Genomic DNA, 17,188 nt, shown 5'->3' on the forward strand with positions numbered 1-17,188 from the left:
TCGGGGGTCTATCCTAATCTATTAGGATTTAGGATGGCATTGGGCGCAGGCGACCGGGCCCTTGCCTTCCTTCTTGTGACAGCCCTGGCACTGGAGGTGGTAGGCGCGCATGAGCGGGGTGCCGCCGTCGGTGCGCTTCTCCGCGTGGCAGGAGCTGCAAGGCTCGCCCTCGGAGGATTCTTCCATGTTGCGGGTGCCGTCGTCGTTCTTGGAATGGTGGCAGATGACGCAGTCGTCCAGGCCGGCCTTTTCGTTGTGTGCGTCATGCATGAAGGGCACGCGGGGGCGTTCGAGCTTGGCGAAGCCGTCCACGGGCACCTGGGTCATGTCGTCCTGGGAAAAGGCCGTGGGGGCCATGTACACGACGACCAGCAGAGTGACGGTCAGCATGGAGGCCGCGAGTGTGAAGGTATTCTTTTTCATGGCGTCCTCCTAGACTTCCGGTTTTTCCATCAGTTCGTAGATGATGTCACTGATGAACTTGCCGTGCATTCCGAGATCATAGTAGCCGATGATGTCTTCGATGCCGCCGTGGCAGTTGTGGCAGGGGATGACCACGTCGTGCACGCCGGTCGCCTTGAGCTGCTCGGCCTTGACGCGGTTGCCGGTCATGCGGGTGTTCTTGAACGGCGGCCCGCAGTTGATCACGCCGCCGCCCGCGCAGCAGCAGTAGTTGTGCTCGCGGTTGGGGGTCATCTCGACCACTTCCTTGCACAGGAAGTGGACCACGTCGCGCAGCTTGTCCATGAGGCCCCGGCCGCGGATGATGTTGCACGGATCCTGGATGGTCACCGGGTTCTCGTACTGGTGGGTGATCTTGATCTTGCCCTCGTTGATCAGCTCCCAGTAGAACTCGATGGCGTGGTTGACCGGGACCGGCATCTTCTTGTGGCCGAGCCAGCGGTTGCCCATGTCGTAGACCGAACGGAAGGCGTGGCCGCACTCGCCCATGACGATGCGCTTGACGCGCAGCTTCTGGGCGGACTCGTAGTGGGCGCGTTTGAGGCGGCCCATGTTTTCGAAGTCGCCCACGAACATGCACATGTCCGAGTTGTCCCAGCCGGGATGCGACGGCATGGTCCAGTCGATGCCGGCGGCGTTCATGATGGCCGCGGCCTGGTAGATGAGCTGGGTCCGGAACTTGGGTTCCGGGGCGATGACCGAGTAGTAGACCTCGGCCCCTTCCTTGTCGAGCGGGATGCGCAGGTCCGGGAACTCGTCTCTCGCCTCGTCCTCCTGCCACTGCAGGGAGTCGATCCACTCGTCGTCCTTGACCCACATCTGGTTCATGGTCGAGGCGTGGGAGTGGGCGGTGTCGCGGATGTACTGCGGGACCACATCCAGCAGGTAGCAGATGCGGCGCACCATGGACATGATGTAGCCGGTGTCGATGCCGATGGGACAGTAGTGGGCGCACCGCTTGCAGAGGTTGCACTCGGTGTAGGCCATCTGGGCCATCTCGTAGATCCGCTGGGGCGAGACCTTGCCCTTCTTGTCCATCAGTTCGTACATGGTCTCGGTGGCCTTGTTCACGGGCGAGTAGCTCGGGTCGGCGTCGTGGGACATGTAGTAGTGGCAGCCCTGTGAACAGAGGCCGCACCGCATGCACGTCTCCTTGTACGCCCGGAGTTTGGCACCGGTTTCACCTTTGAGCACCTGGTTGACCACCTTCTCGATTTTGTCGGTGGTCAACGCGGCGACGCCGGCTTCAAGGCCGACATCGGATATGATTCTGTCAGCTATGTGACTCATTATTCGTACCTCGCGTTACTGTGATGGTTTGGCCTACCAGTCGTGGGCATGGCGGACGCCGCCGAACTCGGACCCCATGTACGCCCTGGTGAACAGGACGAACAGCGCGTGGCTCAGGCGGGTGAACGGGATCAGGGCGATCAGCAGCTCACCGGAGAGCACATGCAGGGTGGTCATGACCAGGGGCGAGCCGACCTGATGGTAGGCCAGGACGCCGGTGATGAACGGCAGGGCCACGAGGACCAGGGCAAACCAATCCTGGCAGCGGGTGACGCCCTTGACGTGCGGCAGCGCGAAGCGGCGGTACGCGAAGACGGCGCAGCAGGCCAGGGCCACGAAGCTGACGATGTCGCCGAACTGCGACGGCAGGCCCGGAATGGAGATGCCGAACGCGGTGTCCCACAAGACGACGTGCGCACCCAGGAATACGGCCACCAGCAGGAAGCAGAGGTGGAAGATGAAGGTGGTCACGGTCATCAGGGGGTCGGACTTCCAGCCCATGGACTTGAACGGGACCATCCAGACCAGGATGGAGCGGAGCCCGTAGTACCAGCTCATGTAGGCGATGGAGGAGCCGTCCTTGGCCTTGGCCAGCGAATACATGCTGACCAGCCGGTAGATGGCGCCCAGGATGAAGATGCCGAAGGCGATCCAGGCGAGGGGGCCGGTGGCGAAGACATAGAAATCAGTCATATCAGCTCCCCCTTAGAAGTCGCATACTTCCGCGACGATGCGGACGTAGCTGTTGTTCTCGATGGCGCGGATGAGCACCTTGGTGCCGTCCTCGCTGAAGATCGGCGGCCACACGGCGTCGAAGTCCCGTTCAAAGGACTTGCCGTTGACCAGGATGCGGAATCTGCCGTTCTTTTCCACCTTGGCGGCCACGGTCTTGGAATCCGGGGAGAAGACCGCGGGCCAGGCCATGTCGTAGGTGCCGGACCAGGGGGTGCCGTCCACCACGATGCGGAAGTCTTCGTTGCAGTCCGAGGCCAGGATGGCGGCGCGCTGCCCGTCGGGGCTGACCACCAGGTCGGACACGGTGGGCCAGGTCTCGTTCCAGGCGGCGTTGTCCACGCAGGCGGTGAACTGGCCGTAGCTGGTGGCCACTACGGCCCACAGCTTCTCGCCGGAGGCGTCGTACTGGAGGTAGAGGCACTGGACGTAGCGGGGTTCCCACAGGGTCTTGCCGTCCTTGTCCACGCCCCACTTGCCGGCCACGCGGACCGGGGCGGCCACGCCGCCGTCCTTGGGACAGAAGACCGGCTCCCAGACCTGGTTGTAGGTGGTGGGCCAGGGCTTGTCGTCGACCACGATGGTGTGGGCGTAGACCGTGGTCCGGCAGGTGGCTGCCAGGGAGTCCCCGGCGTTGTTGAACACCGGGTTCCAGATGTTGACGTAGCGGCCCTTCCAGGCCTCGCCGTTCACGGCCACGGTGTACACGCCGCGCTTGAACCCTTCGATGTCGGCGGCGGCCAGGCTGTCGGCCTGGACCACGGCGGCGGTGTTCGCGCCGTCCTTGGACAGGGCGGGCATGTTGGCGTTTTCATACAGGTTTTCCCAAGGCTCGCCGTTGACGCACATGCCGTACTGTTCCATGGACTTGTACATGGTGGCGATGACGGAGCCGTCCTCGCTGAACATGGTGTCCCAGATGTAGTCGGTGGTCTCGCCGACGGCTTCGCCGTCCACGACCAGGACCCATTCCATGTCCTGCTGGCAGATGGCGGTCAGGCGACCGTCAGGGGAGAATTTCGGATACCAGATCTTTTCGAACGTGGCTTCCCAGACCGAGTCGTTGGTTCGAACGGAGAATTCGCCGTCGCCGACCTTGACGATCGCGACGAAGGTCTCGCCGTCGGGCGAGACGTACGGCTCTTCCTGCCATTCGTGTCCTTCGAGGAGGGAGAGGGATTTAACGACCGTTTTTTGGCCGGGTTCCCAATCCCATGAGGAGATTTTTCCCATAGCACCCCCTTGTGTTGTGACACCGCCCCCCATGGGGAGCGGCAAAAATCATCCCGCCCAGGGGCGAGACCGTTCATTCAACGCGGGGTCGTATGCATCCGGCGGCGGTCACTTCGGGCCATCCCGGCAAGGTCATCGGATTGCAGCCATCCGCCCGGCCCACGGTACGCAGCCCGGCGGGTGTGTCTGAATCCAAGGGATGACCCGGTCAAAGGTGGCGCAGCCCTTCATGAGCGATCTTCCCAGGATCGTCGCCCCTGACGCTTTCGACTCCCAAGGATCCGAGGCGGTCCGGTGGCCAGCGCCGACCGAACCAGGATGTGCATCCCTTCCCGAAGTGCACCCTCGATTCCGTTGCTGATATCAGCTAAAATCTCGGGCCCAAGACACGGCTGGGCAGGAAATGTTCAAACATTCCCATATGTTACCTACAGCCCGCAACCTCTTGGCCTGAGACAGAGCTATGTATAAGCACATGGCAAGAAAATAGTCCATTCTTTTCAGAGTTAAATGGGTATTCCACACCTGTCAGGTTCGTTATTTTTCGGTAAAATAGCGAAACGATCCCCGGATTTGGCTCAACGGCGGGGTTGAGGGGCATTTCCCTCCCGGAAAGGGAGGAGTTGACCGGTTAGGACAGGACGCCGGCCGTGTCGGTCGGCGTCCTGTTCGGGGGGCGAATCGGGGAAGTGGGGAGGGCTATTGGCGGCTCGAATCGAGCATGAGGCGGCTGATGCGCAGGAGGCAGTCCGAGCCGTCGGCGTCGGGATCCACGGCCACGGTGTTGATGAACCGCGCCTGGACGTTGCCCGTGCTGTCCACGTTCTCGATGAAGAAGGCGCCCATCTCGTAGACGGTCAGGGTGTTGCGCCCGCCGCTGGGCGGGTAGCGCGGGTCGTAGAAGGAGATGATGACCACGCGCGGGCTGTCCATGGGGTCGCTGAAGACGCTGCCTTCGATGGCGTTGGCGGATTCGTCCCAGGCGGCGTAGGGGTCGAGCCCGATGAGGGCGGAGGCCCCGGCCTTGACGGGCCCGGCGGAGTTGCCGGGTTCGAGGAGCAGTTCGTCGCCGGGGGCCACGGTGGCGAAGCTGTTGGAGCCGGTGCACCCCTCGATGTTCTCCTTGACCATGGCCGCGCCGGTGATGGGGTCGCCCTTGTTCACCGGGGGCAGGTCCACCAGGTTGTACTGGCCGGGCACGATGGCCAGGCTCGGGTCGCCGGGCTTGATGATGATCTGAGTGCCGATGTCGTCCTGGGTGTAGCCCAGCACGTTGACCGTGGCCATCTCCTGCGGGCTCTCCACGTCCAGGGTCCCGTTCTGGTAGTACTTGGTCCCGGGCGCGGCCTCGTCGTCCCACTCGTACTTGGTGGGTACCACGAACGGCTTGGCGCACTTGCTCGAACACATGCCCGCCAGCCCGGCCCGCGAGGTCACGGTGATGTTCATGGCGGGCTTGCCCACGGCCTTGCCGAAGTACAGGGGAAAGGCATTGTCGCGCAGGCCGGTCAGGGAGATGGTCACCTCCACCTGGTTGGGCTCTTTCTCGTCGGGCACGCCGTCGCGCAGGAAGACGATGTCCGCGTCGGTCAGGGCCTTGGCGGGCACGTCGGCGTCGGTCAGGTTGCGGGTGGCGTAGTTGGTCACGATCAGGCGGAGCTTCTGCATGTCCCGGCCCTCGGCCAGCAGGGAATTGGCCCCGGCCAGGGCTCCGGCGTCCGCCGCCGTCTGCAGGGCGCTGCGCTTGAGGTAGGCCCGGCCGAGGTCCACGGCCAGGGCGGTCAGGCCCATGAGGGCGGCCATGCACATGCTGACCAGCACGGTGGCGAAGCCGCGTTCGTTGTTCAGTCCTTGGAGGGGATTGCGCATGGCCGTTACTCCATCTTGGCGCGGGCCACCGTGGTCATCCCGCCGGGCATGAGGCTCTCCCAGGGGTACACGGTGCTGTCCGCGAAATTGTAGTTCAGGAAGACCGAGACCTCTTGGCCCAGTTCGCGGTCCTCGGGGCCGACTTCCACGGACACGGTCAGGTGGTCCGTGGACAGCCCTTCGGAGGCCACGTAGGAGCGCACCGTATCCGCGGGGTCGTCGCCGCGGGAGGCCATGATCACGCCTTCGCGGGCGGCCCGGGTCAGGATTTGGTTCATGTCTATCATCTTTGCGGCATCCCATATCCCGGCCAGGAGGGGGACCAGGAGCAGGGACATGAGCAGGGCGAATTCGATGACCGCGCTGCCGGTCAAGCTGTCGGTGTTCTTGCGCATGGCTACCTCTCGTGCGTCATGACGGCCGTGGCCGCCACCTGGCTGCAACTGTCGCTCAGAGCCGGGATCAGGTTGTCGATGACCAGGAAATCAAAGGGCACGGACACGGTCACGTCCACGGCCTGGGACGGCTCGCGCGGGCCGACCTCCACCGAGGACTGTTGGCTGACGCCGCCGGCGGCCAGTTCCTTCTGGACCGCGGCCTTGATCTGGTCCAGGGAGGTCTCGTTGAGCACGGCCATGCGCGCGCCCTCGAAAGCGGCGTCCCGGACCACTCCCTGGGTCCAGAACAGCCGGGCCGCGTCCATGATGCCCATCAGCAGTATCAGGAAGACGGGCAGCAGCATGGCCATCTCCACGGCGGCCAGTCCGAAACGCCTCTTCCCGTTCGTGTCGCATCGTCTCATCATCGCATCCTCCAATCAGAATGTGCATTGTACGAAGCAAGGGACATGCCAGAAAAATGCCCGTAAAAAAGTTTGTAATTATCAAATATAATTGAATAAAAAAATGTGACCGAATCGGGGGTATCGTCGTAGGGCGGTCGATGTTTCCACGATTGATGGAGTAAGAGAGGGGTGTTTTATCCATTTTTAGTGGATATACATGATCTTTCTCGGCAAGTGAGGTGGAGTGGTTTTCTCTATGGGAGAGCGGGACGAAAAAAGGGCGGCCCCGCGTTCTGGACCGCCCAATAGAGGGTGCGGAACAGGGGGGATCAGAACCGCTCGAAGGCGTCGTCCCCGTCGTCCTCCAGGTCGATGTCCATGCCGTTCACGGGCTCGGGGGCCGAGCGTTTTCCCCCGGCCGGGGGGAGCATGGCGGGCTTGGGTTGGGCCTGGGGCTTGGCCTTGGTCCGGACCGACCGGGGAGGCAGGGCCCCGGCGGAGTCGTGGCCGAGGTTGAAGAAGGCCATGGTCGCTTCGAGCTGCACGGCGTGGGAGGACAGTTCCTCGGCCGTGGAGGCGATCTCCTCGGAGGAGCTGGCGTTGGTCTGGACCACGGAGTCGAGCTGCTGGAGGGCGCTGTTGATCTCGGAGGCGCCCGCGTTCTGCTCGTTGCTGGCCGCGGAGATCTCCTGGATCAACTCGGCGGTCTCCTCGATGCTCGGGACGATGGAGTCGAGCATCTTCCCGGCCCTGGCGGCCACTTCCACGCTGGAGGCGGACAGTTCGCCGATCTCGGCGGCCGCGGTGCCGCTGCGTTCGGCCAGCTTGCGCACCTCGGCCGCGACCACGGCGAACCCCTTGCCCTGCTCCCCGGCACGGGCGGCCTCGATGGCCGCGTTCAGGGCGAGCAGGTTGGTCTGCCGGGCGATCTCCTCGATGATGGAGATCTTCTCGGCGATCTGGGTCATGGCCTCCACGGTCTGGCGCACGGCCTCGCCGCCCTTGCGCGCCTCATCGGCGGTGCGTACGGCGATCTCGCCCGTCTTGTTGGAGCTCTCGGAGTTCTGGCTGATGCTCGAGGACATCTCCTCCATGGAGGCCGAGACCTCTTCCACGGCGGCGGCCTGTTCGCTGGCTCCCTGGCTCATGGTCTGGGAGGAACCGGCCATTTCCTCGGAGATGGAGGCTACGTTGGAGGCCGAATCCTGGACCTCGAAGACGATGCTCCGCAGCTTGTCGATCATGACGCCGATGGCCTGGGCGAGCTGGCCGATCTCATCCTTGCGGTCCACGTCCAGGCGTACGGTGAAGTCGCCTCCGGACAGGGCTGCGGCCACGCCCGCGGCGCGCTTCATGACCGCGGCCATCCTGGAGGAGAAAATCAGGGTGACCACCACGGAGGCCAGGGTGAACAGGAGCGAGATGAGCACGTAGGTCCAGATGGTCCGGTTGACCACCGCGCCGAGGTCGGTCATGCGCGTCTCGACCCGCGCCATCTCGGCCTGGCCGAGCCGGTCGATGGACCCGCGCATGGCCTCGAAGGTCTTCTCGCTCTCGGCCAGCAGGGTGATCCGCTTGAGGTTCTTGTCCGCGTTGGCCGTGGACAGGTCGACCACCTTTTGGCTGTGTGCGGCCCAGGTGTCGAGCAGGGACAGGAAGTTCTTTTCGAGTTTCTGCCCCTCGGGGCCGAGGAGCCTCGCCCCCTGGGTCACGCGGTCACGGGTCTGCCCCAGGTTTTCGGTGAAGGAGTCGGCCCACTTCTTGATCTCCGCGGGGTCGAGGCTGCGGATGACCAGGAGCTGGGCCACATAGGTCTGGTAGGCATCGCGGTCGGCGTTGAGGATCAGGGAAAGGGCCTGTTCGGTGTGCCTGCGCTCGCCCTCGGGCAGCAGGGCGCTCTTCAACCGCGTGTCGGCGATCTCGCCCAGCTGATTGATGATTTCGCGCATGGCGTCGAAGGAGCCCACGGCCGCCTTTTCCTCCTTGTCGCGTTCCAGGTTGGCGGCCAGGGTCTCGGCGGTCAGCGCGAGTATGGTGTTGTTGGCCGTTTCCCAGGCCTTGAAATCGGTTTTGAACGTGTTGAAGTCACCGTCCATATCCGGGCTGAAGTTCTTTGCCGGGCCGGTGATCCTGTCCCAGGTCTGCTGCATGTTCTCGGTGCAGTCCGACTTGTCCGTGTTCAGGGCCTCCATCGAGGGCGCGGTTTCGGACTTCATGACCGCCACCTGGGCCTGGTAGGCGTCGCGGTCGGCGTCGATCATGGTGGCCCGGTCCATGTGTAGGTCGTTCACGGAGACCATGTTCGAGTCGAGGACGTTGAAACTGGTCAACCCCACGGCGAAGATGATCAGGATGGCAGAAACCGGCAGGCCGGTGATCAACAACAATTTCCATTTGATGCCCATAGAAGATGCCTCCAGGAGTGCGTTGTCGGGTCGCGAAAACCCGGATTTACAAAAACTATACGATGTGTCCGGTAAAATTGGCTATTAGAAAATGAAGAGGATAGCAGAACGCAGGACCTGCGCGGTTTTTCCCCCGATCGTTATTATTCCGCGGCGGCGGTTTGAAAAAAAATGAAAATAGCTTATTGTGCGCAGTAGGTATCGAACTGTAACCATATTTCTAACAGTAGGGGACGACATGAAAAAACTGCTGGCTGTTTTGACCATCGTGTGCTGTTTCGGCGTGACCGCCGCCTTTGCCGTGGACGGCGCGGATCTCTATAAGAAACGGTGTTCGCCTTGCCATCGCGACGGAAGCGAATCTTCCAAGGCCGGAGGCGACGTCGTCCTGAAGGGCCAGACCGCCCAGGAGATCGAGATGAAGCTCACGGGCTACAAGGACGGCACCTACGGCGGGGCCAAGAAGCGGACCATGGAGCGCATGGCCAGCCAGTTGACCCCGGACGACATCAAGGCCCTGGCCGCCTACGTCGGCTCCCTCTAGAGAGGGCGGATGCGCAATCTTATCCCGCTGCTCATGCTCGTCGCACTGCTGGCCGTCCCCTGTCGGGCGGCCGGCGGGGACGACGGCGTGGAAAAGGGCGTCGAAGCGGCGCGGGAATCCCTGGAACGTGCGGGTCCCGAGGTGGACGGCCGTGACCTGGGCAGCCCCGATCAGGGCAGTCCCGAGTTGGACCGCCGGGGCGGTCCGGACCTGGACGACCTGGCCAAGCCGGGCATGGGCAGTCCCGAACTGGACGGCCTGAACATGGACGGCCGCGCCGTCGAGAGACTGGGCGGCCCGGACATGGGCAGCCCGCAGCTGGACGAGCCGGCTACCCCGGACAGGGACGGACCGGTCATGGACGGCCCCGGCATGGACGGCCCCGGCATGGAAGGGCACGGCATGGACGGCCCCGGCATGGAAGGGCACGGCATGGACGGCCCCGGCATGGAAGGGCACGGCATGGACGGCCCCGGCATGGAAGGGCACGGCATGGGCGACCGGTCCATGAACGAGCCCCACGATCATGCCAAGATGATGGCCGAGGCCGAAAAGGCCGACCTCCCGGTGGGCATCGAGGAACACCTTGGGGCAATGCTCCCGGACGTTCCTTTCACGGATTCCGAGGGCAACCGGGTGACCCTGCCCGAACTGGCCGACGCGCCGATCCTCCTGCTGCCCATCTACTATCGCTGTCCGGACGTGTGCAGCCTGCTCCAGGGCTCGGTGGCCTCCATCCTGCCCGAGGTGAAGCTGACGCCCGGCAAGGAACTCAAGGTGGTCTCCCTGAGCTTCGACCCGCACGAGACCGTCAAGGACGCGGCCCGGGCCAAGCGCAACTACACGGCCATCGCGGGCGACGCCTTCCCGGCCAAGTACTGGACTTTCCTGACCGGCGACGAAGCCTCCATCGACGCCACGCTCAAGGCCATCGGCTACACGGTCCGGAAGCAGGGCGGCCTGTGGGCCCACCCGGTGGCGGCCATCGCGCTGGCCCCCGGCGGCAAGGTGGTCCGCTACCTCTACGGGTCCAGCTTCCTGCCCTTCGACATCACCATGGCGGGTACCGAGGCGGCCCGAGGCCAGACCGGGTTGTCCGTGAAACGGCTGCTCTCGTTCTGCTACAACTATGATCCCCAGGGGCGGCGGTACGTCTTCGACATCCTGCGCGTGTCCGGGTACACCATCGTCGGGTTTGTGGTCGTCTTTCTTGGCTGGCTGCTGCTCGGCGGCAAGAAAAAAAAGAGGCGCTAGATGGCGACGGAGGCGGTGAGTCCCGGTTTTATGGCATCGGGCGGCAAGTCCTGGGTCCGCGAGTGGCTGTTCACCCTGGACCACAAGCGCATCGGCATGCTCTACCTGTGGTGCATAACGGCCTTCTTCGTGATCGGCGTGTGCATCGGCATGGTCATCCGGATGGAGCTCTTCTGGCCGGGCAAGGATTTTATCGGGCAGCAGGCCTACAACGCGCTGTTCACCGTGCACGGGGTGATCATGATCTTCATCGTGGTCATACCGTCCATCCCGGCGGCCTTCGGCAACCTTTTTCTGCCCCTGCAACTGGGGGCCGAGGACGTGGCCTTTCCCCGGCTGAACACGTTCTCCTTCTGGCTGTACGTCATCGGCGGGGCCACGGCGCTGATCTCGCTGTTCACCGGCGGGGGCGCGCCCGACACGGGTTGGACCTTCTACGTGCCGTTCTCGGCCGTGACCACCACCAACGTGTCCGTGGCCGTGGCCGGGGTGTTCATCCTCGGTTTCTCGTCCATCCTCACGGGCCTGAATTTTATCGTCACCATCCACCGGCTGCGCGCGCCGGGGCTGACCTGGACCCGGCTGACCCTGTTCGCCTGGGCGCTGTACGCCACGGCCTGGATACAGGTCCTGGCCACGCCCATCCTGTCCATCACCGTGGTCCTGATCATCGTCGAGCGGCTGCTCGGCCTGGGCATCTTCGACCCGGCCCGGGGCGGCGACCCGATCCTCTACCAGCACCTGTTCTGGATCTACTCCCACCCGGCGGTGTACATCATGATCCTGCCCGCCATGGGGGTCATCTCGGACATCATCCCGGTCTTCTGCCGCAAGTCCATCTTCGGCTACAAGACCATCGTCGGCTCGTCTCTGGCCATCGCCTTCGCGGGCTCCCTGGTCTGGGCGCACCACATGTTCGTGTCCGGCATGTCCGACACGGCGGTCATGGTCTTCTCGTTTTTGACCTTCATCGTGGCCGTGCCCTCGGCGGTCAAGGTCTTCAACTGGCTGTCGACCATGTACAAGGGGTCCATCCGGCTGGAGCCGCCGCTGATCTACGCGCTCGGCTTCATCTTCCTCTTCGCCATGGGCGGCATCACCGGTCTGGTTCTGGGGAGCGCGGGCACGGACATGCATGTCCACGACACCTACTTCGTGGTCGGCCACTTCCATTACGTCATCTTCGGCGGCACCGGGTTCGGCATGTTCGCGGCCATCCACTACTGGTTCCCCAAGATGTACGGCCGCATGTACAACCGCAAGCAGGCGATCACGGCGGCCCTCATCCTGGTCGTCGGCCTGAACGGGCTGTATTTCCCCATGTACCTCCTCGGGTTGGAGGGCATGCCCCGGCGTTACTACGACTACCTGCCGCAGTTCACCTCGCTGCACCGGCTGTCCACCTACGGCTCCTGGATCACCTTCGCCGGGCTCGCGCTGATGTTCTACAACCTGATCCATTCGCGCTACCGGGGCGAGCCCGTGGGCCGCAACCCGTGGAAGGCGGCCACACTGGAATGGACCCTGCCGTCCCCGCCGCCCACGCACAATTTCGATACCGAGCCGGTGGTCACCCACGGCCCTTACGACTTCAGCGAAGTGAGGGACGATGACCATGCATAGGGACTACCAGGGCGCCAAGATGGGCATGTGGATCTTCCTGTTCACGGAGATCCTGCTCTTCGGCGGCCTGTTCGTGCTCTACTCGGTCACGCTGGGCCGCTATCCCACGGAGTTTCACGAGGCGAGCAAGCTCCTGGATGTGACCCTGGGGACCACCAACACCGTGGTCCTGATCACCTCCAGTCTGTTCGCGGCCCTGTCCGTGGTCGGCCTGCAGCGGGGCGATCGCAAGCTGGCCCAGGGGTTCATGGCGGCCACCCTGGTCCTGGCCTGCTGTTTCCTGGTCATCAAGTATTTCGAGTGGTCCCACAAGATCCACGCGGGCATCTACCCCGGCGGGGAGACGCTCATCCAGTGGGCGCCGGGCAAGCAGGCCTTTTTCGCCCTGTACTACACCATGACCGGACTGCACGGGCTGCACGTGATTATCGGCATGGGCGTGTTCCTGTGGGTCTGGACCCGCATCGTGGCCGGGACGTGCACCCCGGAGCATTTCGTGGCCCTGGAGAACGCCGGGCTGTACTGGCACCTGGTGGACCTGATCTGGATCTACCTCTTTCCGCTCTATTACCTCATCACCTAGGCGGGCAACGGCATGAACGAGCACGAACAGACAAAACACCACGGACCGGGCTACGGCCTGTTCATCGCCGTGTGGGCCGCACTCATGGTCCTCACGGCCATCACCGTGGAGGTGTCCACCATCCACCTCGGCTTCCTCAACGTGGTCTCGGCCATGACCATCGCCTCGATCAAGGCGTCCCTGGTGGTCTTTTTCTTCATGCACCTCAAGTACGAGAACCGGACGCTCAAGACCATGGTCCTGGTGGCCTTCGTCATCCTGGCCATCTTCATCGGATTCACCTTTTTCGACACAGCGAACAGGTAGCCCATGTATCCGCAGATATTCACCGCCGCCAAGGGAGTGGACCAGGCCTTTCTGATCATCCTCGGATTCGCCTTGTTCATCCTGGTGGCCGTGACCGTGACCATGCTCTATTTCCTGTGGCGCTACCACTGGACGCGCAACCCGCAGCCCACGGACATCAAGGGGTCGGTCACCCTGGAGATCCTCTGGACCGTCCTGCCCACGCTCATCGTGCTCGGCCTGTTTTGGACCGGCTGGACCTCGTTCAAGGCCATGCGCAACATCCCGGAAGGGGCCATGACCGTGGGCGTGGAAGGGCGCATGTGGTCCTGGCGGTTCACCTATGACAACGGCAAGACCGCCAAGGAGCTGGTCATCCCGGTGGACACCCCGGTCAAGCTGGCCCTGACCACCCGCGACGTGATCCACTCCTTCTACGTCCCGGCCATGCGCGTGAAGTGGGACCTGGTGCCCGGCATGGACACCAAGGCCTGGATACAGTCCGACACCGTGGGCGACTACGACATCTTCTGCGCCGAGTATTGCGGGCTCAAGCACGCGGACATGATCACCATCCTGCGGGTGGTCGAAAAGGACGAGTTCGACACCTGGCTGAAGGGCAAGGAAGAGCCCGCCGAGGAGGAGTTGGGCATGTCCCTGCTGGAGGAGTTCGGCTGTTTCGAATGCCACTCCATGGACCTGTCCGCCGAGTCGGCCCCGAGCCTGCTCGACCTGGGCAACCGCGAGGAGACCGTGGTCCTGCCCGACGGCACGGAAAAGAAGATCAGGCCCGACGAGGCCTACATCCGCCAGTCCGTGCGCGATCCCGGCGCGGTCCTGGTCAAGGGGTGGGACGACATGATGCCGGCCTACGGCGACGAGCTGTCCGATGCCCAGCTGGGCATCATGGCCGCCTACCTACTCAAGGGCGGGCAGGGCAAGGACAAGGGCGCGGCCCTGGCCGACGAACTCGGCTGCCTGGGCTGCCACACCACGGACGGCACGGATGACGTGGGCCCGACCTTGCTCGGCCTGTACGGGAGCGAGCGCAAGGGCAAGACCGCGGACGGCAAGCCCTACGACCTCAAGGCGGACGACGGCTACATCCGCCGGGCCATCACCACTCCGTCGGCCGACGTGCCTGACGGATACGACGATCAGATGCCCGCCTTCGACGACCTGGACGAGGGCTCTGTGAACCAGCTCATCGGCTACATCAAGTCCCTGGGGAAGAAGGACGCCGAATGATCCCGGACCGCCCCGCATCCGTTTTCTCCCTGATCCGGCCCAAGGTCGGCTTGGCCGTGGCCGCCGGGAGCCTGTTCGGGGCGCTCTACCACGGCCACCTGTACGGCGGGGCGAATCACGCCTTAGCCGCGGCGGCCGGAGCCTTCCTGCTCTGCGGAGGGTGTTCGGCCCTGAACCAGGTCCAGGAGCGCGACCGCGACGCGCGCATGGCGCGCACCCGGAACCGGCCCCTGGCCTCCGGGCGCATGGCGCCCGCGCGCGGCCTCCTGTGGGCCGCGCTGTTCTCGCTGGCGGGGCTCGCCCTGTTCTTTATGGCCGGTGGGTGGCCGCCCCTGCTGGCCGGGCTCGGCGTGGTCGCCGTGTACAACGGCCTGTATACCCCGCTGAAGCGGGTCTCGCCCATGGCCCTGCTGGCCGGGGGCGTGGCCGGGGCCGCGCCGCCCCTGACCGGCTGGCTGGCCGCCGGAGGGCACCTTTCCGATCCGCACATCCTCGGGGTGGCCGTGATCTTCTATCTCTGGCAGGTGCCCCATTTCTGGCTGCTGGCCGAGAAGCACCGCGAGGACTACGGACGCGCCGGGTTCGCCCTGCTCCACGTGGGCCCGTCCCCGGCCGTGCGCGCCGGGCTCATGGCCGTCTGGGTGGCCGCGTACTTCGTGGGCCTGGGCTGCTTCGCGGGCCTGGCCGGACCGGCCTCCCTGCGCTGCATCGTTGTGCCCGGACTGCTCCTGGCCGGGGGGACGGCCGCTTGGCTGGCCGCCGCGAACCGCCATCGGCCCGCCCTGGCGGCCATGCACCTATCCCTGCCCCTGGGGCTCGCCCCGCTCCTGTTCGCCACCGTCTAACCCACCTGAAGGACGATCATGCTCTGGATACACCCCATCCTCCAGCTCGCGGCCCTGCTCATCGCCATCCGGGTCCTGCTCATGGGCATCAACCGGTTCCGCTTCCAGCACCTCAGACAAAAATGCGCCTTCGACTGGAAGGGACACGTCAAATACGGCAAGATCGCGGCTTGGCTCTGGATGGTCGGGCTGGTTCTCGGCGTGTACGTGGCCCAGCAGACCTGGGGGACGACGGCCCTGACCGGGGCGCACTATGACGTGGGGATGCTCATGTGGCCGTTCATCCTGGTTGGCCTGGTCACCGGCTATATCCTGCAGAAGCCGAGCGGCAGGCGGCCCGGCCTGGCCCTGTTCCACGGCACGGCCAATGCGGTCGCCTTCGTTCTGGCCCTGTACCAGACCTGGACCGGGGTGGAGGCCGTCCGGCTTCTGCTGCTCTAGTCCTGCCCCACGGGCAGTTCCACGGTGAAGGTGCTGCCCGAGCCCACCTCGGAGGCGGCCGTGATGGACCCCCGGTAGTGCTCGACGATGTGTCGGCAGATGGGCAGACCCAGCCCCGTGCCGCACGGCTTGCCCTTGTCCCCGTCTTCGCTCTGGTAGAATTTCTGGAAGATCAGTTCGAGATCGGCCGGCCGGATGCCGTGCCCGGTGTCCCGCACCTCGATGCGGACCAGGCCCGGCGCGGCGGTGGCCCGGATGCGGATTTCGCCGCGTTCGGTGTGTTTGCAGGCGTTGGACAGCAGGTTGAGGAGCAGTTGCTGCATGCGGTCCGGGTCGAAGAGCAGGGAGGGCACCGCGCCGGAGACTTCGGTCACGAGCCGCACGGCGTTGTTGTTCTCGAACTGGGGGGCCATGGTTCTGGCCGCCCGCTCGATTTCGTCCGCCAGGTTGAGCCGGGTGTCGCGCCACTCCATTTGTCCGGCCTCGATCTTGTTGATGTCGAGCAGGTCGTTGATCAGCCGGGTCAGCCGGTCGCCCTCGGCGGCGATGACCTCCAGGTTGGCCAGGATGACGTCGCTGCGGCTTCCCAGGCCGAGGGCTTCGGCATGGGGGGCGAAGTGCCGGGAAAAGGCCTTGCGCACCAGCTTGGAGAACCCCAGCACGGCGGCCAACGGGGTGCGCAGCTCATGGGAGGCCGAGGACAGGAAGGCCGCGCGCTGGTTGTCCAGGCGGACCAACTCCAGGTTGGCCTCCCGGAGCTCCATGGTCCGGATGGCCACGATATGTTCCAGCTCATCGTGGGCCTTGGCCAACTGGCGCTCGGCGACCTTGCGCTGGGTGATCTGGCGTTCGAGGACCGCGTTGTTGCGCATGAGCCGGTTCGTCTGTTGGCCCACCTCGCGGAGCAGGGCGTTGTACTCGGCCACCACCTCGCCCAACTCGTCGCGGCTCTTCCAGACCAGGGGCTTGCGCTCGTCGCTGCGGGCGTTGAGCCGCAGGGACAGCTTCAGCCGGTGCAGCGGGCGGCCGACGATGATGTGCAGGAACAGCCAGCCCGCGGCGGCCACCACGGCCATGAGCAGGGCCACGGGCATGAGGTCCTCGTAGCGGCGCCGCCCGAGGTCCTCCATGAGGCGGTCGGTGTGGTACTGGACCACCAGCCTGCCGAGATTCAGGGTCTGGCCGTTCACGTCCCGGGTCAGCGACCGCTCGGCGGTCAGCAGGGTGTGGCCCGGCCTGGCGTCGCGCCCGTCTTCGCGGAAGAGTTCGCGCCCCTTGTCGTCGTAGAGGATGATGCGGTGCAGGTCGCGGTTGTCCCGGTAGCTGCGCATGAGACTTTCCATGACGTCCTCCTGGAAGCTCCACAGGGGCTCGCTCAGTTCGGCGGCCTTGCTTGAGGCGAAGACCTCGAGCTGGTTCTTCAGGTTGGCCAGTTCCTGCTCCCGGATGCGGGAAAGATACAGGGAGTAGAGGATGACGCTGGTGATGATGAAGACCAGCAGCACCGGGGTCAGGATCTTCGCCCCCAGGGAGATGGGAAACCCTTGGGGAGGGCCGAACAGGGGGCGCTTCAGGATGCGGGGCGCCATG

17 protein-coding genes are annotated in these 17,188 nt (G+C 64.6%); 8 read left to right on the forward strand and 9 right to left on the reverse strand.

The genetic code is table 11. The features are described 5' to 3' along the window. Window positions 1-21 precede the first annotated feature (21 nt). From tmcA to V8V93_RS06840, 8 genes are all read right to left on the reverse strand, one after another. Window positions 22-423 (reverse strand): acidic tetraheme cytochrome c3 TmcA, encoded by a 402-nt coding sequence (gene tmcA, locus V8V93_RS06805; RefSeq protein ID WP_338669609.1) that lies wholly within the window; start codon window positions 421-423, stop codon window positions 22-24. Between the two features lie 9 nt (window positions 424-432). Then, a complete protein-coding gene (gene tmcB, locus V8V93_RS06810; RefSeq protein ID WP_338669610.1) occupies window positions 433-1,752 on the reverse strand; it encodes an electron transfer complex ferredoxin TmcB in 1,320 nt (439 codons plus the stop codon). Window positions 1,753-1,785: 33 nt separating this feature from the next. Next, window positions 1,786-2,445, reverse strand: coding sequence for a TmcC family electron transfer complex membrane anchor subunit (tmcC, locus tag V8V93_RS06815; protein WP_338669611.1), 660 nt, complete (start codon window positions 2,443-2,445; stop codon window positions 1,786-1,788). A gap of 12 nt (window positions 2,446-2,457) precedes the next feature. Then, window positions 2,458-3,717, reverse strand: a complete 1,260-nt coding sequence (gene tmcD / locus V8V93_RS06820; protein ID WP_338669612.1) for an electron transfer complex subunit TmcD — start codon at window positions 3,715-3,717, stop codon at window positions 2,458-2,460. A 699-nt stretch (window positions 3,718-4,416) separates the two neighbouring features. Continuing rightward, on the reverse strand, window positions 4,417-5,586 hold the full coding sequence (locus tag V8V93_RS06825) for a pilus assembly protein TadG-related protein (protein ID WP_338669613.1): 1,170 nt from the start codon (window positions 5,584-5,586) through the stop codon (window positions 4,417-4,419). Between the two features lie 5 nt (window positions 5,587-5,591). Next, window positions 5,592-5,981 (reverse strand): TadE/TadG family type IV pilus assembly protein, encoded by a 390-nt coding sequence (locus V8V93_RS06830; protein ID WP_338669614.1) that lies wholly within the window; start codon window positions 5,979-5,981, stop codon window positions 5,592-5,594. A 2-nt stretch (window positions 5,982-5,983) separates the two neighbouring features. After that, window positions 5,984-6,391, reverse strand: a complete 408-nt coding sequence (locus V8V93_RS06835; protein WP_338669615.1) for a TadE/TadG family type IV pilus assembly protein — start codon at window positions 6,389-6,391, stop codon at window positions 5,984-5,986. A 308-nt stretch (window positions 6,392-6,699) separates the two neighbouring features. After that, window positions 6,700-8,775, reverse strand: a complete 2,076-nt coding sequence (locus tag V8V93_RS06840; protein WP_338669616.1) for a methyl-accepting chemotaxis protein — start codon at window positions 8,773-8,775, stop codon at window positions 6,700-6,702. Between the two features lie 238 nt (window positions 8,776-9,013). On the opposite strand from V8V93_RS06840, the gene V8V93_RS06845 reads away from it, so the two are divergent. Genes V8V93_RS06845 through V8V93_RS06880 form a run of 8 tightly spaced genes read left to right on the forward strand, consistent with a single transcriptional unit; the run spans window position 9,014 to window position 15,598 of the window. Continuing rightward, window positions 9,014-9,319: a c-type cytochrome gene (locus V8V93_RS06845; RefSeq protein ID WP_338669617.1), complete on the forward strand. Its 306-nt coding sequence runs from the start codon at window positions 9,014-9,016 to the stop codon at window positions 9,317-9,319. Between the two features lie 9 nt (window positions 9,320-9,328). Continuing rightward, window positions 9,329-10,573 (forward strand): SCO family protein, encoded by a 1,245-nt coding sequence (locus V8V93_RS06850; RefSeq protein WP_338669618.1) that lies wholly within the window; start codon window positions 9,329-9,331, stop codon window positions 10,571-10,573. Between the two features lie 30 nt (window positions 10,574-10,603). After that, window positions 10,604-12,196, forward strand: a complete 1,593-nt coding sequence (gene ctaD, locus V8V93_RS06855) for a cytochrome c oxidase subunit I (RefSeq protein ID WP_338669619.1) — start codon at window positions 10,604-10,606, stop codon at window positions 12,194-12,196. After that, window positions 12,183-12,779: a cytochrome c oxidase subunit 3 family protein gene (locus tag V8V93_RS06860; protein WP_338669620.1), complete on the forward strand. Its 597-nt coding sequence runs from the start codon at window positions 12,183-12,185 to the stop codon at window positions 12,777-12,779. Before ctaD ends, V8V93_RS06860 begins: the two co-directional genes overlap by 14 nt. Before the next feature lie 12 nt (window positions 12,780-12,791). Then, window positions 12,792-13,085: a cytochrome C oxidase subunit IV family protein gene (locus tag V8V93_RS06865; RefSeq protein WP_338669621.1), complete on the forward strand. Its 294-nt coding sequence runs from the start codon at window positions 12,792-12,794 to the stop codon at window positions 13,083-13,085. 3 nt (window positions 13,086-13,088) lie between these two features. Then, on the forward strand, window positions 13,089-14,312 hold the full coding sequence (gene coxB, locus V8V93_RS06870) for a cytochrome c oxidase subunit II (RefSeq protein WP_338669622.1): 1,224 nt from the start codon (window positions 13,089-13,091) through the stop codon (window positions 14,310-14,312). Further along, on the forward strand, window positions 14,309-15,157 hold the full coding sequence (locus tag V8V93_RS06875) for a protoheme IX farnesyltransferase (RefSeq protein WP_338669623.1): 849 nt from the start codon (window positions 14,309-14,311) through the stop codon (window positions 15,155-15,157). Before coxB ends, V8V93_RS06875 begins: the two co-directional genes overlap by 4 nt. Window positions 15,158-15,175: 18 nt before the next feature. Next, a complete protein-coding gene (locus V8V93_RS06880; protein ID WP_338669624.1) occupies window positions 15,176-15,598 on the forward strand; it encodes a hypothetical protein in 423 nt (140 codons plus the stop codon). Here V8V93_RS06880 and V8V93_RS06885 read toward each other — a convergent pair. Then, the gene (locus V8V93_RS06885; protein WP_338669625.1) at window positions 15,595-17,187 is read right to left on the reverse strand and encodes a sensor histidine kinase; all 1,593 of its coding nucleotides are present in this window, start codon (window positions 17,185-17,187) and stop codon (window positions 15,595-15,597) included. The two genes, V8V93_RS06880 and V8V93_RS06885, sit on opposite strands and share 4 nt — an antisense overlap. Between the last annotated feature and the right edge of the window lies 1 nt (window position 17,188).

The organism is Pseudodesulfovibrio sp. 5S69 (genome assembly GCF_037094465.1).
GTDB classification, from domain to species: Bacteria; Desulfobacterota; Desulfovibrionia; order Desulfovibrionales; family Desulfovibrionaceae; genus Pseudodesulfovibrio; species Pseudodesulfovibrio methanolicus.